This is a genomic window from Maribacter luteocoastalis (assembly GCF_048890225.1).
In the GTDB taxonomy this organism is placed as follows: domain Bacteria; phylum Bacteroidota; class Bacteroidia; order Flavobacteriales; family Flavobacteriaceae; genus Maribacter; species Maribacter luteocoastalis.
Window position 1 is genome coordinate 138,415 of record NZ_JBMFZG010000012.1, and the last position, 20,444, is coordinate 158,858.

At 38.1% G+C, this 20,444-nt stretch carries 15 protein-coding genes; 2 read left to right on the top strand and 13 right to left on the bottom strand.

The window, feature by feature from the left end; genetic code table 11:
* Positions 1-2 precede the first annotated feature (2 nt).
* A complete protein-coding gene (locus ACOCEA_RS17285; protein WP_420757529.1) occupies positions 3-737 on the top strand; it encodes a tetratricopeptide repeat protein in 735 nt (244 codons plus the stop codon).
* On the opposite strand, the gene ACOCEA_RS17290 is transcribed toward ACOCEA_RS17285, so the two are convergent.
* From ACOCEA_RS17290 to ACOCEA_RS17350, 13 genes are all read right to left on the bottom strand, one after another.
* Positions 734-3,505 carry a CHAT domain-containing protein gene (locus ACOCEA_RS17290; RefSeq protein WP_420757530.1) on the bottom strand — a complete coding sequence of 924 codons (2,772 nt, stop codon included), beginning with the start codon at positions 3,503-3,505 and terminating at the stop codon, positions 734-736. The two genes, ACOCEA_RS17285 and ACOCEA_RS17290, sit on opposite strands and share 4 nt — an antisense overlap.
* A 57-nt stretch (positions 3,506-3,562) precedes the next feature.
* Positions 3,563-4,171, bottom strand: a complete 609-nt coding sequence (locus tag ACOCEA_RS17295; RefSeq protein WP_420757531.1) for a hypothetical protein — start codon at positions 4,169-4,171, stop codon at positions 3,563-3,565.
* Positions 4,172-4,307: 136 nt separating this feature from the next.
* Positions 4,308-4,742 (bottom strand): hypothetical protein, encoded by a 435-nt coding sequence (locus ACOCEA_RS17300; protein ID WP_420757532.1) that lies wholly within the window; start codon positions 4,740-4,742, stop codon positions 4,308-4,310.
* A gap of 60 nt (positions 4,743-4,802) precedes the next feature.
* On the bottom strand, positions 4,803-4,931 hold the full coding sequence (locus tag ACOCEA_RS17305; RefSeq protein WP_420757533.1) for an OmpA family protein: 129 nt from the start codon (positions 4,929-4,931) through the stop codon (positions 4,803-4,805).
* Between the two features lie 5 nt (positions 4,932-4,936).
* Complete coding sequence (locus tag ACOCEA_RS17310; RefSeq protein ID WP_420757534.1) at positions 4,937-6,601, bottom strand: OmpA family protein; 1,665 nt, start codon at positions 6,599-6,601, stop codon at positions 4,937-4,939.
* 6 nt (positions 6,602-6,607) lie between these two features.
* A complete protein-coding gene (locus ACOCEA_RS17315; RefSeq protein ID WP_420757535.1) occupies positions 6,608-8,521 on the bottom strand; it encodes a hypothetical protein in 1,914 nt (637 codons plus the stop codon).
* Between the two features lie 18 nt (positions 8,522-8,539).
* Positions 8,540-9,157, bottom strand: a complete 618-nt coding sequence (locus ACOCEA_RS17320) for a hypothetical protein (RefSeq protein ID WP_420757536.1) — start codon at positions 9,155-9,157, stop codon at positions 8,540-8,542.
* A 148-nt stretch (positions 9,158-9,305) separates the two neighbouring features.
* Entirely contained in the window at positions 9,306-10,112 is an 807-nt protein-coding gene (locus ACOCEA_RS17325; protein WP_420757537.1) for a DUF4412 domain-containing protein, read from the bottom strand.
* Between the two features lie 67 nt (positions 10,113-10,179).
* Entirely contained in the window at positions 10,180-10,590 is a 411-nt protein-coding gene (locus ACOCEA_RS17330; RefSeq protein ID WP_420757538.1) for a hypothetical protein, read from the bottom strand.
* A gap of 368 nt (positions 10,591-10,958) precedes the next feature.
* A complete protein-coding gene (locus ACOCEA_RS17335) occupies positions 10,959-13,763 on the bottom strand; it encodes an ATP-binding protein (protein ID WP_420757539.1) in 2,805 nt (934 codons plus the stop codon).
* Between the two features lie 118 nt (positions 13,764-13,881).
* The gene (locus tag ACOCEA_RS17340) at positions 13,882-14,571 is read right to left on the bottom strand and encodes a TapB family protein (RefSeq protein ID WP_420757540.1); all 690 of its coding nucleotides are present in this window, start codon (positions 14,569-14,571) and stop codon (positions 13,882-13,884) included.
* Between the two features lie 199 nt (positions 14,572-14,770).
* Positions 14,771-17,233: a ribonuclease HII gene (locus ACOCEA_RS17345; protein ID WP_420757541.1), complete on the bottom strand. Its 2,463-nt coding sequence runs from the start codon at positions 17,231-17,233 to the stop codon at positions 14,771-14,773.
* 29 nt (positions 17,234-17,262) lie between these two features.
* Positions 17,263-17,859 carry a ribonuclease HII gene (locus ACOCEA_RS17350; RefSeq protein WP_420757542.1) on the bottom strand — a complete coding sequence of 199 codons (597 nt, stop codon included), beginning with the start codon at positions 17,857-17,859 and terminating at the stop codon, positions 17,263-17,265.
* 272 nt (positions 17,860-18,131) lie between these two features.
* Between ACOCEA_RS17350 and ACOCEA_RS17355 the strand changes: the two genes are divergently transcribed.
* Positions 18,132-20,165 (top strand): putative porin, encoded by a 2,034-nt coding sequence (locus tag ACOCEA_RS17355; protein ID WP_420757543.1) that lies wholly within the window; start codon positions 18,132-18,134, stop codon positions 20,163-20,165.
* The last annotated feature ends 279 nt before the right edge of the window (positions 20,166-20,444 follow it).

Here is a 20,444-nt window from a genome sequence, read left to right on the forward strand (position 1 = left end):
TCATGGATAAGGAAGAATTATTATATAAGTTTTTTTTAAACCAACTCACAGAAGAGGGGAAAAAGACGTTCCACCAGTTGTTGGAGACCGATGTTGAGTTCAAGGCCCAATTCGAATTTGAAAACGATCTAAAGCACGTTATCAAAAAAGGTAATAATGAAAATCTAAAACAGAAACTGGTTGGTTTTGAAAAGGAGATCAACGCGAAGGACAAAAATAAACCTTCAAAATGGACCTTTCGGAATTGGTCGATTGCGGCTTCCATAGCGTTGTTAGTTGGTTTGGGATGGATTGCCTACAACACTTTTTCTGGACCGGATTACAACGAATTGTATGCGACCAATTTTGAAGCTTACCCTAATACGGTTTACACGATTACTAGAAGTGATGGTGACCAATCCCTAGAAAGGGATGCTTTTGCAGCCTACGAGGCCAGTAATTATGAAAAAGCGGTCACTGCTTTTTTGGAACTAAAAACCGTGGGCAGATCTACCCATACCGACTTTTACCTAGCACAATCTTATATGAATTTAGGAAAGGATCAAGAGGCTATCGAAGCATTGAAAAGTACTATTTTAAACGACACGGAATTTAAGGCGGAAGCCCATTGGTATCTTTCCTTGGCCTATCTTAAAAGCAAGGATGAGGTAAACGCCTCGGCTACTTTAAAATATCTTATTGAAAATTTCGACTACAAAAAGGAAAAGGCACAAACGCTGCTCAAAGAGTTGCATTAAGCCCTTTTTCTTCCGAAGTAGATAAAACCACCCGCCAATAATATGATGGCACCTATAATGATCCAGGTCCAATTATAGGTAAACGCCAATGGCGTGGTGTTGCCTGAAATCACAAAACCGGACCAATAATAGGGATGTGAAAAACCGTTTTGTCGGTTGACGTCCAAAAAATCGACCTGTGCTTCTTGTAAAGCTACATCCTTGGCATCTCCCTTGGAAAGATTTTTATAGAAACCGGACATTAATGTGGTGGTACTTGCATCGTTGATCTTCCACAAGGTGCTGGCAATGCTTGCTGCTCCACTATAAAAGAAGCCTCGTGCCAAGCTCAGAAAGCCTTCGCCGCGCTTAAGATCTCCTATTCCACTTTCGCAGGCACTTAAGGTTACCAGATTGGCATCTAATTGTAGGTTATAGAGATCGGCTACGTAGAGTAGATTCTCTGTAGTGTTACCATTTTGGGAAAAGGCCAAATAGGAATATTCAGGTGAGGTATCGTCAAAAATAGCGTGTGTGGCCAAGTGTACTATCCCAAAAGAGGATAGTTGGGATTTAAAGTTGCGTAGGGAAGCCTCCCCATCAATATAAGCACGGCCATGGAAAGATGTTAAGATCTGCTCCACTTCTTTTTTGTTGTTCGGCAAAGGGAGTAATTTTCCGCGGTCTGCATTGCTCACGTTTACTGTACCATCAAAACTGGGGGCAAAGGCCAAAATAGTCTGTTCTTTAGGTTGCCGCTGTCTCAATTCGGAAAGCAGCGTGGCCGAATTAACGTAACTGATGGCATGGTTTTCTACCAAATAGCTTATGCCTCTGGGATTTGTATTCAAAGCCGCGAAGGGAAGGTAATTTAACAGGCCATCGGGAATAATTATTAGTTTCTTATGATCGCCAGAATTTAAGATCGGTTTTAGGAGAAGTTCATAAATTTCATGTGTAGCGCTGCCCAATGCCATTACATCAGATTTGGGATCGGAAAGCATTTCGTAGACTTTTTTAATCTTGCCCTCCAAGTCCGCATCAATAGGTATCCGAAACATTTTCTTTTCTCCTCCTTTTAAGGCAATGGCAAAAATAGCCTTATTGCCATAGAAATAAGAAATTATAAGTTCGTTTTTGGACAAGGATTCTTGGGTCTCTTTCAGCGAAACGGTAGCGGTATTGTATTTTAAATCGTAATAGCTTTTATGGTCGATCTCCAATTTCCGGACTAACTGGCGGTATTCTTCTTTTAGGCTAAAAAGTGCATCTTTTTGATCAATTAGATCTTCTTCGGAATTTTTGATCAGTTTTTCCAAATAGGTGATTTCAGATTTTAACTCGCTTTCTCGTTCCAAGACATCACTTGGCATATTTGCAAATTGGGTGGCTTTGGCTTCCAATAGGGCCTCAAGCAATAAGACCGATTTACTTTTTTCGGAATACCAAAAAGCGAGATCAATATAAGAATCGTCATTAGTTGAAATGTATAGTTGGTAGGCAGCATCCAGTCCAGCTTCAAATAAGGGAAAGGCATCTTCAATAAGGAACAGTTGATCTGCCTTACTTCTAAAAGTAGGTTTAAGTGTATCTAGGGTATTTATACCAAGAATTAAGGTTTCTATCGTTGTTTTATAATTATCGATGCCGCCTAGTCTGTTCAGGGAAACGGATTTGTTTTTTAAGAGTTTTAAGGCCGTGGTTCCTTCTTCTTTAAAATCTTCAATCTGATCCAATCCCAAATTATAATTGGATATAGCACTCGCGTGTTGTCCGAATGCTGCCTGCAACATTGCAATTTCATTATATATTATGGCTATACCCTCATTATTGGCATTATTCCATCTATCCTTGTCCAATTTAAGCGCCAAATTTAATTCGTTAAGGGCTTCGTCGTAATGGTCCAATTTTTGTTTCAATTTTGCTTGAACCCTATGATGATATGAGGCAAAATGATGTTCTTTGCCCAAATAATCATTAGCCAAATCAAGATAATGTTGAGCGCTATCCGTTTTAGATAGTTTAAGGTAATTTTCGGTTAGGTTATGGGCTGTTGCAATTATGCCATTAGTACCCGATGGGTCTTTTAGGTAGAACCCAAGTGCCCTTTTAAAATAGGTATTTGCAATTCCAATCTCCCCTTTTTTACCGTAAAGCTCCGCCACTAAGCTATAGTTCGTATTTAAGGAACGAAGGTCATTTGGTTTTTTTTGGAGAATATACCTTATGTTCTTATCATAAAATTGTTCGGCAAGGTCGTATTTGCCTTCCTCTGTATACATCTTGGCAATAAAACTATAAGAAACCGATAATAGGTCAATTAGGTTTTCATCCATCGCCAAATCGGGCAATGTTTCAAGGGAATCGATAATTTGCACAAAAGTTTGTCGCGATGCTCTATAATCGTTAAGCTGAAAATAATAATTGCCCTTATCGTATAATACTGAATTAGTGAAGAGCTGTTTTTCCGGAAGAGAATCCAGATATGTTTTATGTACAATAAATAATGAATCCAAACAATTCAGATTGTCCCTTAATTTGTTGAGGTCATAAAAAGATCCTGCATGTCTATTAGAAGTAATCAAGGTTTCGAAAACGGTTGCCCAGTCTTTGTTTTCTTTGGCTAAATCTTCTATTTCCTTAAAATAACGGTAAGCGGAATCCTTGTTAATATACAGATGCTCGTAGGCCTTGGCAAATAGACCATCGATTTGTTTTTCATAGGGTGCTTCTTGGGCAAAAGCCACAACTGTAATAAGCGCCAATAACAGGGAAGTATACCGGTTCATACAAAAAAGCCCTAGGGGTTACCTAAGGCTAATATATACAATGCATATTTAATAGTACTATTGGTTTTCCAAGATGTAACTTCTAGCGATTCCATTTACATCAAAAACCCTTACCGATATAGAAATAGGGTCTTCATAGGAATCAACTTTTAACTCACTAAATTTAATTTGGCCTCCCGTACCGGATAAGGGTCTTAAATTATCTATGACGCCACCACCGACGGTTTTGCCATTCGCATCTAAGATCAAGATTTCAAGTTTCTCTATCGTACTTGCTGCCAACACAAATTCCAAGGCCGTAAAATCACAGTTTCTTGGTTGTGGGCAAGGTGGTCTTGGTTGTGGAATTATCCTTCCCACTTGACCCAGTGATTTAATTGTAGCTCCTTCTGAAATAAAGATTTCCTTGGCCTGCTCTGCCTCCTTAAGATCTTCAAGTGTTGTCTGATCCGCTTGGTTATTGGCTATAATATCTTGCAGTGTTGCAATGGTAACGTCCAGTTTTGCCACCTCCTGATCAAGGTATACGCGGTAAAGATGTCCCTCATATAAATAATTGTCCGAGGTAAGCTCTATTTTATTACCTACATGGCCAACATAGTCCTTTATGCAGGAAGTTATTAGAAGCGCTGTAAATGCAATGATAATAATTGGTTTTGTTCTCATATTTCCGGTTTTAATAGTTAATATTTTTTACTGTTGAATATTGGCTAATTTTCATGTAGAATGGTCTATGCCGTGCCCATTTGAGCCTTTTTATAGTCATTTTTAAATCTTAAAATAATTGTTTAGCATTTATTGCTTAGTGCTGGTTTTTTTCTTTTTCAACTTTAATTGTAATGGTATATTTTCCTTTCATACGATAATCTGTATCCTGAAAATAGGATACTTTTTTTAAATATATTTTATAACCTAAATAGGTGGCTGTATTGGTCATTGGTCCTTGAGATCTGCGAGATAAGTCACCATGGCTAAGTGCAAATGAATTAACGTTATCGACTTTTAATTCAATGGTGGCAAGCCCTGCCCAAATACAAGTTGCTTTAGGTGGGCATCTAGATTCTTCGATCAAATCGGTGAATTGAAACACCAAGGTAGTTCCCTTGTCATTAAGGGTAGCTAGGCTGTAGAAGGGAATATTGACTTCTTCCCCGAGCTCAAAACTTTGGTTCTCTTTTTCATATATAGGTATCGAAATAGTAAAAAATACCATGCTTAAAAGAATGTAATTGATCATTATGATTTTTATTTTTTAACGTATCACCCCCTCACAATTGAACTATAAGCAATACATAGATCAATAAGGCGTCACCAAAATCTCTACCCTTCTGTTTTTGGCCCTATTTTCATCGGTATCGTTCTGTACAATGGGATTCGTTTCCCCATAGCCCATTTCCTTCCATTTAAAAGCGGGTTTGTTGATCACTTTTTTTAGTTCGGCAAAACCAAAACCTCTACCCTGCGGTTCTTTGCCCTGTTTTCGTCGGAATCATTATCGAACAGGGGTTTTTCTTCGCCATAACCTTGCTCTTTCCATTTAAATTTCTGGCTTGGTAACAGTTTTTTAAGTTCCGAAGAAACGCTTTTGGCCCTAGCCAAGGAGAGCTGTTTGTTGGATGTTGTACTGCCCACATCATCGGTATGGCCTTCAACGATAACATTCCCTCTTTCCAAAATCTTTAAACTTTTTACCAATTCCTTGAGTGCCTCTTTTCCGGCAGATTTCAATACCGATTTGCCGGTATCGAAAAGTACTTGGCTGTCCAAGTTTAAACGTACAGCTGATCCAATGGCCGCAATGGCATCCACATCGGCCCCCGGGATGCCGCTCGAGGTCTCCAGGTCGGTCAACCGAACGTAATAGTACAGTTCATCGCGCTTTACGAAATCGTGGATATCGACTTCGGCCACCCCGCCCGAGATCTTGCCAACAGCGATCCAGGTTTTGCCATCCTTAGAAATGTCGAGATTGGTAGGTTCAATTTGTCCCAGTTCAAAAATATAGAGGTCGGGGCCGTTCACATCGACCAAGGCATTGTCTTCGAACTTCACCACAAGCTGCCCTTTTAGTCCCATGCTATGCACGTTCATTACCGAATTCATTCCAGTGGTATATGCATCTGGCTCGCCCAGACTAAAGGTTGCAGTTTTTTTATTTTCCGGATGATCAACCGTGACCACCTTATCAGCAAAAGAGAGTTTGCCCAGTGGCAGGTACACGGCCTTGCCCCGGTTGCCAAAATAGGTAAAACCCGCTTCCTCCCCAAAATAAAGATCGGGGTTCAATTTCTTGAATGTAAGCTGCGCTTTGGTCACTTCCTGTTTTTTTGTGGCCAGCCGCTTCATGATGCGGTCGAATTCATTGCCCTGCATTTGGGCGTACCTTTCCGTTATCTTGTTTTCCGCTGCCATTTTATCGAGGTCGGTACCTGCGATCATCTGATGCAACTTGTCCAGTTCAGCTGTGTTGTGAAGGTTGCTATGCGCTCGTGTAAAGGACCGCATCATGTCCATTTCGTCATCGGTCATTTTGTCTTTTTGCGCCGTTTTTTTATAGGTGGCATTCACAGCACTTTTTGCTTTTTCAGATAGTTGATCGATGGTCTCTTGATCCATATCGAGCACCTGGAAACTGTCTTGTCCGGTTATTGAATCTACTTTTTTCAGCTTGCCGATGGTGGCCTCCACCCCGGATTCGGCATTCAGTTTTTCAAAGGCGGCGGTGAGGTCGTCCATGTTGCCGCTTTGCCTACTTTGGCGCTTATGTGTTAAGTTGTCTTCGCCCTGTTCCCGTTGAATGGCTTCTGCCATTAAGGTTTCTAGTAATTGTACCATTTCCGATGAATCGCCTGGCATGCTTTCCAGTTCCTTTAATTTTTGAAGGTATTCCGCTTTAACCTCTTCATCTGCACCAATCGATTCCAAGAATGCTTCGGTGGTCTCACCAAAGGTCTTTTGATCTAATTTGGGCTTGGCCGTTTTTTCGGTCACGGTTGAAGTTGACTCATTGGTATCAGTTCCTTGTTCTTTGGGGTCGATTTTGCAGGCAAAAAAAATGCATACCAGGAAACATATTAAGCTTATTTGCTTATTCATGGTGTTCTATTTATAGGAGGCGTAACGCACCTTCATGAATTCATAATAAATAAAGCCCGATTGGCTATACCAGTTTTCGTATCCCAACTTGAGCTCACATTCATCGATCTGGATTAAGCTGTCATACAATCTATCAATGAGTTCGTTGTATTTGTTGGTATAGGTGACATCGAATTTGTCTATTGATTTTAAAATTTCTGCCCGTTTTGTTTGCCATACCAGACCAGAAACCCCATGGACCCCGGAAAAATCATCCCCAAAGGAGATTCCGAAATCAGTTACTTTTTTAGTGTGTTGGCCTATCTTCAACAATTTCTCTAGCGAAAATCGATGTTTCTGAAGATTTGCATAGGCCTGTTCCAAGCATTTACAGCCCGCTTCTTTTTTCTGGTCCCTGCCGCCGCCCGAATTAGGGGACCCTCCTGATTCGACTGGCGGATCTGTACCCTCACTTTGTTGCTCTCCTTCGTCTGGTTGTTCATTATTTTCTCTAGAACTCTGGCCACCTTGGTCAGTCCTTCTAGCTTTTAAAGCTGCCAGACGGTCATCTTTCTTTTGTTCTGCTAGTCTATAACCCATTTGCTGCTCATTCTCCAAAGGAATACTTCGTTCCTCATATTCTCTTGCAAGTCTGGTATTTTTCTGCTCTAGTTCTGTTTGTAATTCTAATGCCCGTTCTGCGTTGTCAGGATCTTCGGCAAACTTTCTATTAAATTCTTCCAAAGCTTTTTGAGATCCAGTCGAATAATAGTCTGCAGCCTTTGTCATTCCTGTAACAAACACTTCACGAACTTTTGCCATTTCAATAGCGTATTCGTTATAAATTTTCGTACGTTCTGCTTCATAGTCAAAATCTTCGCTATCTATATCTGATCCTGCTTCCGAACCGCTCATGCCGCCAATAGTACCACCCCCGGTACTCATGGTTTGAGATATGCCACCATCCTCATTTGTGGGGTTTTTTGCTCCGGAAAAACCTTTGCCCGCAGTACCTCCCGAGCTTCCCGAGCGACCCATACGCGCTATTTCATAACAACTGGAAGGCAAGGAAGGCTGTCCTCTAGGATCAAGCGTGGGTTCATGGCCTTTATCATCTTCGCCTAGGGGATTGTCGCCACTAAAGTCACCTCTTGCATAACGTTTGCCCATGGAATCTATAAGAAAATTGGCTAAACCGGCCGTTGCTTTGCCGTGAGGACTATTTCCTAAACTTCGCACAAGCCCAGCATCTGCGGATATGGAGAATAGTAAAAATAGAATCATGCTAGCAGTCCCTTTCCCTTTTTTCTTAAATACCAATATGGCAAGTAGCACCAATATACCCACTAAGGCTACGGCCATAATAATATAGAGTAGGTTGTTCGATTCTCCTGATTCATCCTTAACCAAATCCACTTCAACGCTTGCTGCACTTGGACGCATTGTACTGGCATCTACAAAAAGGTTGGAAGAAGGAAACAATTCAATTCCTGCAGATACTGCAACAACAAAGGGTATGCCTTTTTCCTGAGCACTAATTTTAATCCCAAACTCCATCGCCGTTTTAAAGGAGCTTTCAAATTTGCCTTCTATGGTTTTTCCATTACGAACCACATCGTCCCAATTCTTTTTGACCAGTTCAATGGCCAACTCGCGACCATCCTCTGAAATGACCTGAACCATGGCGGGCCTTATGATGTAGCCTAAATTTTTTACCGCAATCCTACTTTCAACCCCATCGGTTATGCCTTTGAAGTATTGAACCACATAATCCTTACCTTCATTTGGTACGGGAAGTTCGGTTATTGCCACGGGGATTTCCTCATTATCGTCTATAGAAGGAGGGATATGACCCGGCTTTTTCTGCGCTTGTGTCATAAAACATGAAGCCAAAGCAAGCCCAATAAATCCGAATTTTAAAAATGTGAATGATTTTGTCATAGGATTGTCTTTTATGGCCTATTTATTAAACATCTTTTTTAAATCATCCGTATCGGAATAGGGCACCCCCGAAAAGTTAAGATCGGAAATGGTGATAAGCAGGTCCGAGGCATTACCAAGTCTGTCCTTTTCAAAGTCGTTCTGTACCGTGAAAACGGCAGTACCGGCAGTGACCCGTTCGTCTTCGTCCAGGGAGACGGTGCCGGACATACTGGCTTCGGGATTTCGATCCAATTGGTTTGCCGATTGGTTGTAGAAGTTGGTGAATAAATTGCCCTCTTTATCTGGCCGTTTTAACTCTGCCAAAACGCGGGTAAGTGTATTTTTATCTACATCGTATTCGAGTTGTACCGACTCACTGCCCTTGGCCAGTTTTTTGACAAAGGTGATCGTAGCCGTACGAACGTTGGTAGAACTGTTGCGCGATACCAGACCATCGGCCGTGGTATACCCCCAATCTTCCCCGTTGATCTTGCACAACAAGGTGGTATTGTCAGCGCTTTTTGCTGTTGTTTTTTCTTCGCTTTGGGTGGTGATTTCGGATGCGCCTTTCGCTGTGTCCTGTGCTTTTTTATCTGATTCTCCACAGGACATGAAGAAGGTCAATAGTACGGTAATCAAGAGTAGTTTTTGCATGGGTATGTGTTTTATGAAAGTTTCTAGTTAGCCATTATTCAATGGTTTCTTTTTTTTGATTTGAGCAAATTTTTTAGGGGATTCGCCGCAGGCAATGAACAGCAGAACTATAATTGAAATGGGTATTGATTTTTTCATGGGTTCGTATTTAAAAGGCACTTTTGTATTCAGTTGATTTTAGGGTCAACTCGGTTATCCCAAGCTCAACACAGCGCATATGTACTTTTTGGAGTTTCTTTTTGGAGGTCACGGTCATATCCATCTCCAAGGCTAATCCGTCGATCATCGTCATCCATTTGTGATCAATGCCCGAATTCTTCGCATTTTTAATCTGTAACTCTGAAAATCCCTTAGGATAACGGATTTCGGTCTCATCGGTTATCCAGACGGTGCCTTGGTATTCCTTGCCTTCCACCTTGTAGCCCTTGCACTGGTAGCCCAATATTTCTTTTTGTTCTCCCAAAGGTTCAATGCTCACCCCGTCGCTATCGGTCATATCTTCGATTTTGTTCGGAGAAAATCCGATGCTCGTTTTTGTTTTTTGGTCACCAAACTCCATAAAACTGTGTATCTGGTTCTGTTTGAGGTCGATGACTGAAATGATTTTTTCATTGGGCCGCATCTCTATACTACTGCCCAACACATCTTCATCATCACCGAAATAGGAGGTCATAAAAAGTGTATCCCGTTTTTGAACCAACTCCATGACATAGTAGCTATTAAAGTAATAGGGTTGGGTCGTTTCAGGAGCTTCACCATCGTTAGTCTCTTTCTTTTCAAAAACCGAATCAATTGTTTTATCGGTTTTCTTTGAGGTTTCTCTTTCAACACGCCTTTCTACAGTGCGCTCGGCGGCCTTTTGGGCGCTATTCTTAAGTTTCTTAAGGAATTGCGCATTGCCTTGCGTTATTGTGCAGGATATGAGCAATAGTAGTATTATTTTAATCGTTTTCATGAGGTGTATTTTTAAAGGTTCTACACTTGATGTTTTCTCTATTAAAAGGTTAACATGAACGATGGGTTCAATTTGGATTTTCCATTGACTTCGCCATGGCTTCACTCAATTTTTCATTGAAGACCAATTTTAGGGAATCTTTTTTTCTGGGATTAAGGCTAAGCTCATAGAGTTTATATTGATCTAGAATGGTTTTTTTGATATCGGGCGGAAAATTCGCTTGCTCCACAAGATCAAGGTAGCTGTCTACATCTTTCAAAGCCCTCCCTTCTTCCGTATCCACGTTTCCGAATACTTTAGACAGCATCTTTGCCTGTTCATCCAAGAGGTTCATCTGCTTCACGGTATCTTTCTTGGCTATTGCCGCTTCAACTTTGGGCACTATCGCCTCTTCTGGTTTTTTTGCATTTGAATCCTCGCAACTTGTAAGGAAAATGAATAGTATAATAGCGATAAAAATCGGTTTTAAGGTTTTCATTGTAGCTTGTTTTAGTGTTGTTACTTTATGCATAAGGAATAAATAGGTTAACATCATTTCTTTTTTTTAAAAGAGGTTTTTTTTATCACCTTATTCTTGTGTATGATCTTCAAAACGTAGGTACCATCATTCAAATGATTGATGTTCAGGTAGATTTGGTTTTCAGGGATACGCTGTACAGTACCCTTTACGTCGTTTTGTTTGTTCTTCATGTTCAAGAAACATACTGGGGTATTCAAATGTTACCCATAGTCAAAACGAATGTAGTTTTACCTAGTAAAAAAGGCTATGAATTATGTATCAAGGATTATAAAATATGTAACAAGCCTGTGATTAGGGCTATTAATAGAGGTGGATATAGAAAAATATCAACCTTTTTTAACGAATTCGGAAGGCGTACACTGGTAGGTTTCCCTAAAACATTTGGTAAAATAGGCATGGTCGTTAAAACCAACAGCATATCCCACCTCGGAAATATTGATTTGTGATTGCTTTAATAAATGGGTGGCAAGTTTCAATCTTTGGGATCTGACGAACTCAGAGGTAGTCAAGCCGGTCAGTGCTTTCAATTTACGATGCAATTGCATACGGCTCATATGCACAGCCTTGCTAAAAGCTTCTGAGTTAAAGCTCGACTCGATCAAATTTTCATCCAAAACACGCTGTACTTTTTCCAAAAAACGTTCATCAACCGAGCTTATCGCAATATCCTTGGGTCTAAGAACCACTTCTTGGCTGTAACGTAATTGTAGTTTTTTTCGAAGCGAAATGAGGCTATTTACTTTGGACAAAAGCAGCTTTTTGTTAAACGGTTTGGTGATATAATCGTCCGCACCCACATGAAGCCCTATAAGTTCGTTGTCATCACCTGCCTTGGCCGTCAGCAATACTATGGGGATATGACTACTGCGTTCATCCTCTTTAAGGGTTTTGGTAAGTTCAACACCATCTTTGATCGGCATCATGACATCCGATACAATAAGGTCTGGAATATGTTCTAAGGCCAATTCAATTCCTTCGGCCCCATTTTTTGCCGTTATTACCTGAAAATTTGGTTTGAAGGTATCGGATAACAAGAGCCGTACATCGGCATTGTCCTCAACAATCAAGAGAAGAGGCATACCATTATCAATTGGCGGTTCACTTTCCGTATCGATATTTGGGTTCAGGACCATAGAAGGTATCTTCTTTTGGAATGCAGATGGGTTTTTCAGGACTGCATTTTTAAACTGGGACTTATCGGTACACATGGTTACATCAAAGCTGGTCCATGTATCCTTTACACTTTTTACGGAAATTGATCCTCCATGCAGTGCTGTCAATTCCTTGACCAATGAAAGTCCGATGCCCGCTCCTTCATTTTGTTCATTGGTCTGGTGGAATCTATTGAAAATGTTGTCTATTTCATCCTTGGTCAGCCCTTGCCCTGTATTCTTTACGTGCAGTTCCAAAAAGTTGTTTTCAATAGAAGCCCTTACTTTTATTTCACCTTTGGTTGGTGTATATTTTATGGCATTGCCAAGGAGGTTCACTATTATTTTTTCCAGGACATCCTTATCAAACCAAACTTCGGTTTCCTTATCCTGTATGTCAATATCCAATGCTATGGCTTTTTGTTTGGTCAAATAGGAAAAGGAATCACTCCATGCAGCTATCAATTGGGTGATCTTTCCTTTTTCAAGCTGTAAGGTTCTGTTTCCACTATCAATCTTGGAAAGATCCAACAATTGATCCACTAGCGATAAAAGCCTTTCGGTATTTCTTGAGGCCATTTCAAAATGGCTTCTTTTTTCAGGCGAAAGGTCCGGTTCTGCCAAGATCTCCTGTATAGGTGAGGAAATCAAAGTCAGGGGAGTTCGGAACTCATGTGTGATGTTGGTGAAGAAATTCGACTTTAAGGCATCCAATTCCTTGAGTTTTGTATGTGTTTTAGTACGGTTTCTAAAAATGACGAAAAGAAATAGCCCCACCAAGGAGGTCAGTCCCAACCCCCCGATCAGTATATTGCGCTGGCTTTTTTTTTGCTGTTCGGCCAACTTGTTCTTAGATTTCAAGATTGCAATTTCTTGTTCTTTTTTTTCGGTGCGGTATTTTGTTTCCACCTCGCTAATACGCTCAGAATTCCGAATATTGTACACTTCTTCCTGTAAATCTTTTGCCATGTTAAGACTGGCAAGTGCTTTTTTAGGTTCGTCAAGACTTGAATAGGCTATGGCCAACTCGTTCTGTATTTCGTAGGGGTACTCTTTTCTAACATTGGGTAACGCTTCGATAATGCGCCAAGCTTTTTCTAAATGCTTTTTTGCCATTTGAAATTTAAAAACCTGATTGTAAAATTGACCGATGTTGTAGTTGGCCTCGGCAATATCGATAGAATGATCTGTCGCCTCGATGAGTTCTAAGCGCTTTTCATAGTAGTATGTCGCGGAATCGATATTCATTTGTTTGAAAAAGACTTTGCCCATACCATCATAAATAGAAGACTCTCGAAGGGTATAATTAATGTTTTGGCTCATTTTCAGCGCTTTTTTTAAAAAATAGAGCGATAATTCTAGAGAGTCTTTGAGTTGAAGGTAATGTCCCTTTTTTTCAAGTAGGATGGAGCTGCCTACAGGAAAATCAATGGAATCGGCAAGTGCAATACCCTCATTTATATAGGGCAGCGCTTGATCAAATTTCTCGGCATCTGTCTTGTAATCCGATTTCATCAGCACATTTGCAATTCCAACTTTTATCATAACGGCTAACCACTGTTCTTGGTTGATTCGCTGTAAAATGGAATCGGCCTTGATGAAATTGATTAAGGCATCACGATCATTAAAGCTTTCAAAGTATTTTCCACCCAAGGAATAGTGAATATGAGCTAAATTCTTGTAATTTCTATTCTTTTCTTGGTACGCTTGTTCTTTGGTTAATAAGGCGATGGCATCGTCAAAATTTTCAGTGAGTATTGCAAGGTTCGTAACATGTTGAATACGTAGCTCGTCAGAAATGTTTTGCTTTGGAAATTCTTCAAGCTTTTTTGAGAGGCTAAGGGCACTATCTAGTTTACCTTGATCTCTAAGGAAAATGGATTGTTCAAGAATAGAATCGAACAGGGTGATACTTTCGTTCGATTGTCCGAATAAAACCACACTTGGAAAGAATAGCAAAATGGCTAATAGTGATTTCATTTTAAGGTAGTTAGCTCCTTAAGGTAATTAAAATATAATAGCTAGAACCCAGCAATTTCGTTGAGTAGCACAAAAAACCGAGGTTTAAGCCTCGGTTTTTATAATTTCCTTAGCTTGTTTACTTGCTATATGCTGTAAGAACAGTCGTACCTACAGCTTTGCCGGCTTTATTATAGCTTTCTTGTTTGATCATACCTACACCTTCGGCATACCAAACCCGCGAAGGCATCGATTGTTTTACCATCATGGCTTTCATCATATTATCGCTGTAGATTACATAACAATTGAAAGTGCCTGCCGGTGTGGTAACACTTTCCTGCTTTTCAACTTTTCGGTTTACCATATCTACCGTCGTGTTCATGTTAATACCCCCCATACTTATTTTAACGGTAACATTGGCATCCGATAGTTGCTGACCCACACTGAGGTCATTGGGCAATTCAATATCAGTGCCCGAGATATCCATTTCCATGCCTTCATACTGTTCAAACATACTACTTGGTACAAGGGACTCATAGTCAATGGTGACCATATTTCCTGAGCAAGTAAAATTATAATCTGTTTTGTAGATTTCCTTTCCTTTTTCATCTTTTAATTCAATGGCCATGGTAGCATTGGTGACATCACCTGAGGTTTCCACATGAGTGACCTTGTAGGTGGCGACACCTTCAGGTTTCTCTTTTTTATTGTAGTTGGTGTACTGCAACGTGGCCCCTTCTATCATAGGATAATACTTGCTACACTCTTGGGCGGTGGCTATTGTGGTCATTGCTAAAACAAGGCCTATTAGGAATATTTCTTTTTTCATAATCATGATATATAGATTGTCTTTTAAAGGTACATATAAAAATAACTTGATCCAAAGGATTTCGCTTTCGATATTGATGAAAATCCATACCCTGGCCCAACCAATTTAAGAATGAATTTACGCGAATAATCCGTATTGATATGGTTGGAAGCCAGAAATTTATAAACGGTAGGTATACATGTATGGCCGGTAAAAAAACCTAATTCATCTGATACACAATAATCGAATTTTTCTGGTCTTGCGTAACCACTTCAAGCTTTCTATCATTATCCATATCGGTCATATCTATGATAGATGTTCCATAAATGGGAAAATCGGGGATTGACTTTGCTTGACTATCAAATAGGTATAATTTCTGGTTTTGGATATCGGTTACGGATATATAAATTTTATCATTGAGATAAAATATAGTGGGTTTGGAATATACGCCAAGCTCTAAGTCAACTTTTTTATCCCTTATGCTTAGGATATTATCGTTCATAATTACCAATGTTTTAGCTGTAGCATCCAAACCGTGATCAGGATTTAATTTTAAATCAATTTTTTGCATTTTACCATTGGTGTCAATATGGTAAAGAATGCCTTCGTTAGAGGTGATTGTAAACTGATTATTATACACCTGAACATCATTTTCTGAGAAATGTATCTTTTCAGCTACCTGAATTCTGTCCTTTCCAACCCTATTTAAAATTTTTAATGTTCCATTAGCTAATTTAAAAACTAAAAAGTCCTTTTGGGCTATTCTAAAATGTTGTGGGGCATCTAAAATATCACTTTCTGCATTGGTATAGGTGAAGCCAGAAACTATTTTTCCTTTAGCATCATACATAAAAACCTTTTTGTTTTGTGTAACAACGAAACGGTAATTTTTTTTGCCTTCATAATCAAAAACAGCTAAAGGGTTTAAGTTACCACCTTCAAATTTGAAGGTAAAGGGTTGCACTTCCTTGCCATTACGGTCAACGATATAAAACCTATTATTTGTGGTAAAGGCTAATTGTAATTTACCGTTATTGTAAATGTCCACTTGGTGAATAGTGCCTTGAATGGCGCTTTCCAATTGCTTTTTCCAAAGAACCTTACCATTTGTAGAAATGAGATAGAGGATATTGTCTTGGTCTTGGAGCACAATCTCCTTCTTGTTGGTTCTGTGGTTAATTACAAATTGTGGGTCAACCAAAATGTCAGTATCCAATTGAAGCTTAAAAAAGGATGAGACGCCAGTTTTATTAGAGGTTTTGGAATTGTTTTTAATGAAATAAGTAGTGTGGAAAAAACCATCGTCCACAACTATTTGTGAGCCAAAAAGGTAATTCTCTAGCTTAACTGCATTTAAATCTTTGGATAGTTGGGAAAATCCCTGGTCCGCAAGATTGGTTTTAAATGCGCTATAATTGGATAAACTTAAGCTTGTAGACTCTTTAGCTAGAATATCTTCCGAATTGATATAAAGTGGGGATTTCTCAAAGGTAGTTCCGTTTTTTATATTAGCGATACACGATTGTAGTGCATCTAAATTAGTGGCAAATAAAACGGTATTTTCAATTATAGTGGCATATTTTGGGATGTAATCCTTTAATATGGGATTTAAGGAATTACTTAAATATGCATTTTCTTCCAATGTAACTATTTCACTACCCTGATAATCGGTCGTATTGGTTTCAATTTGTTTTATGTAATCAAAAAGTTGATCGGTACCATACGTTTTTAATAATAACAATTTTTCAGAACCTTGGGTAAAAAGGCCGATTTCTTCAACAGCACTCAAAAGAGAATCTGAGGCAATTTTATTTTGCTGATAAATGTTTTGATTTTTGGCGAATTGTCTAAATTCATGAATACCTATGGATGAATAGGAATCTGCAGCATCTGGTGTTAAAGTCAATGTGCTGTACGGCAATGGTTTTGTTTTAGAAAATAATCCCAAATAATTAGCGACAGAATCATTTGTTATGCCTACACCATTAAAGTACAAACCGTCATTTTCTATAGAAATATCCAACGAGAGCCAGTGTGCATACTGGGGTGTTTGAATTGTATCTGAGTTGTCATTAATTAATTTAAGCAGTTCATCACTTTTTTCTAAATTGAGCCATACATGTGCCAATTTTGACACGTTTTTTAATCTGAATATCTTCTTGTCGGGTATATTGTAAAATGCATTCTTTTGGTTATCCTTAATATTTTTAAGAAGTATCAGGGATGAGCTTAAAATTTCTTTATTCCTAATAGTTGAGGTGTAAAATACTGTTCCTTCAACATCAAACTTTTTTAATTCAATATCATTGTAGATTATGGTTTCTATTGTTTTGTTGGGAATGCTATCTAATGCCAAGTTCATGATACTGTCGTTAGATATGAATGTGAAATCTACCATATTGTCCTTGTTTAAGGATAGGGTAAAAAGACCATCTGTTTCTATGGTTAGATATTGTAAGGGTTTGAGTATTTGCTTTAATTCTTCAGAAAACGGCAATTTTTTTATTCTATCGATCAGGTCATTTTCCTTGATTTCAGAGGCGAGGGATTCAAAATCATTAATCTTTAAAATTAGCGTTGAGTTTTTAGGGACGAAATCTAAAAGTGAGTCGTTTTTTTTGTTTTTAGTAGAGCAATTAAAAAATAAAACTATAGAAAATAGAAGTAAGATTTTGAACCTCATAAAATTGCTTTTTACACAAATTTATACATTTATAATTCAAAGGAAAGTTGCTCTGGCAATTGTCTAAAACTTTTTCGGTGGTATTTGGTTATGCCATACTTTCTAATAGCTTCACGGTGTTCTTTTGTAGGGTAGCCTTTATTTTGTTTCCAATTATACACAGGGTATTCGTTATGGAGTCTTTCCATGTATTTGTCCCTATAGGTTTTGGCAAGTACAGATGCAGCGGCAATACTCATGAATTTTGAATCGCCCTTCACAAAACAAGTATGTGGTATGTTTTCGTATGGTTTAAATTTATTGCCATCTACTATAATATGGGGTGGTTTGCTGTTGAGTTTGTTAATAGCTTTATGCATGGCCAATATAGATGCATTTAGGATGTTGATTTCATCTATTATATCTGGATTTATATGGGCTACTCCAAATGAAATGCTTACTTTTTCAATAATTGGTTTTAATAGATCCCTTTGTTTGGTAGATAGAAGTTTTGAGTCATTTAATAGTGGATGTTCAAAATCTTTTGGTAAAACTACCGATGCAGCTGTGACCGGCCCGGCCAAACAACCTCTTCCTGCTTCATCAGTTCCGGTTTCGTTAAAGAAAATGTGAAATTTTTGTAACATCAAGTTTTTGTCAACTATTGCCAAATATAAAGTAAAGTTAAATGTTTGGTTTAGATTTAGTAAATAGGTTGTTGTTATCCAAAATTTGCAAAAACCATTTTTAAACAACCAATGGTCTTGACTTGAGGCAGTTTTTAGAAGAGTTAGAGTATTAGTTAAATTATTGATAAAAGATATATTCTGACATTGTGTATTAGGTAGGATTTCTAATAAGAAACTTTCACATTAAGTTAGGAACAATTATTTTAACTTTGCCTTTGAAATAAATATGCATGAGATATTTTTTTGTTCTTCCCTTTCTTTTTTTTAGTTGCATGGTTGTGTCACAAGTGACAGATGATATAAAACGAGAAAAAGATTCATTAAGGTTAATTAGGGAATCTCAAGGTTTGGGAGTTTTAAATTCCAATGATTCATTACCCGCAAAGAAGTCGTTTAAAAAACCTGAAATCAAAAAAGACTCAGCACAGGAAGTGACTATTCGTGATTACAGAATAATTAGCTTTCAAAGAGATACTACCTATTTAGATACCACATTATCCATTCAAAAAGAATATAAGTACAATTATTTAAGAAAGGATGATTTTGAACTGATGCCCTTTTCTAATATAGGACAGACCTATAATACACTTGGCATTGACTTGGAAAGGAAGACTTTATATCCAAGAATTGGGGCAGTAGCCAAACATTATAACTATAGGGAGGTTCAAGATATAGAGTATTATAGTGTTGCTACACCAATGACCGATATTCTGTTTAAAACAACATTGGAACAGGGTCAGTTATTGGATGCAATGCTCACATTTAATACTTCTAGAAGATTAAATATTTCTATTGGATATAAAGGGCATAGGTCTTTGGGTAAGTATAATTCCAATCAAGTTCAATCCGGTAATTTTACTACAACTGCAAACTATCAATCTAAAAATGGAAGATATCAATTACGCGCGCATATCGCAGCCCAAGATATTTTATCCCAAGAAAATGGGGGTTTGTTAGAAAAGGAACTGCAGTTTGAATCTGGCGATGATAATTTTAAAGATCGCCCTAAAGTAGATGTTCGTTTTTCCGATATGGATAATAAGATATTAGGCAAACGCTATTATCTGGACCATCAATATAAATTAATAAGAAAGCGTAAGGATTCCAGTTATGTGGAAAAAACATCATTAGCCTTAGGCCATGTTTTTGGGTATGAGACCAGGTATTATCAATTTATGCAAAATTCGGCAAACAATTATTTTGGGGAAGAGATCATTTCACCTGTTAATGATAAGGCAAGTTTAAAGACAACCTATAATCAGTTAAATGCAGAGTTTTATAATAGAACGCTTGGGAAGTTAAAAGGGAGTCTTAATATATATGACTATAATTATTTCTTCAATAGTTTATTTATTTCAGAAGAAGGAGATAGAGTAGAAAGTCAATTAAAGGGAACGGAACTTGGATTAGGTGCTGATTATAAAAAACAAATTGGGCGATTTAATGTTGAAGGCACCTTTACGTATAATCTATCAGGTAAGTTAACAGGCAATATTTTAGATGCCTCTATGGGTTATAGTATTAAGGAAAAGCATAAGGTACAGTTTGCGTTACATTCTTCTGCTAGAATGCCTAATTATAACTTTCTTTTATATCAGAGCGAATATTTAAACTACAATTGGCAGAATACTAGTGTTTTTGAAAAGGAAAGGATAAACAGTTTTAGGGTAAGTCTTGATTCTGAAGTTTGGGGAGACCTTTCCCTTAAATATACTAATATTGATAACTATACCTATTTCAAGAGTAATCCAGATGTGGAAATTATAGAAGGTTTTGAAATGGCAAATATAAAACCGTTTCAAGAAGCATCTGGCATATCGTATATAAAGGCAAAATATGCCAAGGAATTCAAGCTGGGAAAATTTGCTTTGAACAATACCATTATGTATCAAAGTGTAACGCAAGATGCTAATGTGTTGAATCTGCCGAGTATGGTGACAAGAAATACCCTGTACTTCTCATCAGATGTGTTTAAAAAAGCCATGTATCTGCAAACTGGTGTAACCTTCAAATACTTTACTGAGTATTCTATGAATGCGTACAATCCGGTTCTAGCGGAATTCTATGTGCAAGATTCCGAAAAGATTGGCAATTATCCCTTGTTGGATTTCTTTATTAATGCGCGTATAAAACAAACTAGGATATTCTTAAAAGCAGAACATTTTAATTCCCTGTATGATGATTATGACTATTATGCAGCACCTAATTACCCTTATCGCGATTTTGTAATTCGATTTGGCTTAGTCTGGAATTTCTTCTCTTAGGTTAGTGACTGATTTATTAACCAATTGTATTTTAATGGGTTATGGGATGCTATTTCTTTGTTGTTTTTTAATTAACTGATTTTCAGTATTTTGCAAAACAAATCATCAACTTAAATCTCTTTTAAATTTATTTGTAGGCTAAAATTCTGTAAAAGAGGGAGTTGGGTTTTAGATATAAAAATTTTGCAATTTTTTTAAAAAAAAGTCTTGTGGGAATGGAAATAGGGTGTACATTTGCAGCCCGTTACGGAGGAAGGGATTTCCGGATTCCATGCAGGG

Coding starts and splice junctions, on each gene's coding strand:
- ACOCEA_RS17345 (WP_420757541.1), bottom strand. CDS start 17,233: ATGAGGTTCAAAATCTTACTTCTATTTTCTATAGTTTTATTTTTTAAT.
- ACOCEA_RS17320 (WP_420757536.1), bottom strand. CDS start 9,157: ATGCAAAAACTACTCTTGATTACCGTACTATTGACCTTCTTCATGTCC.
- ACOCEA_RS17290 (WP_420757530.1), bottom strand. CDS start 3,505: ATGAACCGGTATACTTCCCTGTTATTGGCGCTTATTACAGTTGTGGCT.
- ACOCEA_RS17350 (WP_420757542.1), bottom strand. CDS start 17,859: ATGTTACAAAAATTTCACATTTTCTTTAACGAAACCGGAACTGATGAA.
- ACOCEA_RS17335 (WP_420757539.1), bottom strand. CDS start 13,763: ATGAAATCACTATTAGCCATTTTGCTATTCTTTCCAAGTGTGGTTTTA.
- ACOCEA_RS17295 (WP_420757531.1), bottom strand. CDS start 4,171: ATGAGAACAAAACCAATTATTATCATTGCATTTACAGCGCTTCTAATA.
- ACOCEA_RS17285 (WP_420757529.1), top strand. CDS start 3: ATGGATAAGGAAGAATTATTATATAAGTTTTTTTTAAACCAACTCACA.
- ACOCEA_RS17315 (WP_420757535.1), bottom strand. CDS start 8,521: ATGACAAAATCATTCACATTTTTAAAATTCGGATTTATTGGGCTTGCT.
- ACOCEA_RS17300 (WP_420757532.1), bottom strand. CDS start 4,742: ATGATCAATTACATTCTTTTAAGCATGGTATTTTTTACTATTTCGATA.
- ACOCEA_RS17330 (WP_420757538.1), bottom strand. CDS start 10,590: ATGAAAACCTTAAAACCGATTTTTATCGCTATTATACTATTCATTTTC.
- ACOCEA_RS17355 (WP_420757543.1), top strand. CDS start 18,132: ATGAGATATTTTTTTGTTCTTCCCTTTCTTTTTTTTAGTTGCATGGTT.
- ACOCEA_RS17310 (WP_420757534.1), bottom strand. CDS start 6,601: ATGAATAAGCAAATAAGCTTAATATGTTTCCTGGTATGCATTTTTTTT.
- ACOCEA_RS17325 (WP_420757537.1), bottom strand. CDS start 10,112: ATGAAAACGATTAAAATAATACTACTATTGCTCATATCCTGCACAATA.
- ACOCEA_RS17340 (WP_420757540.1), bottom strand. CDS start 14,571: ATGAAAAAAGAAATATTCCTAATAGGCCTTGTTTTAGCAATGACCACA.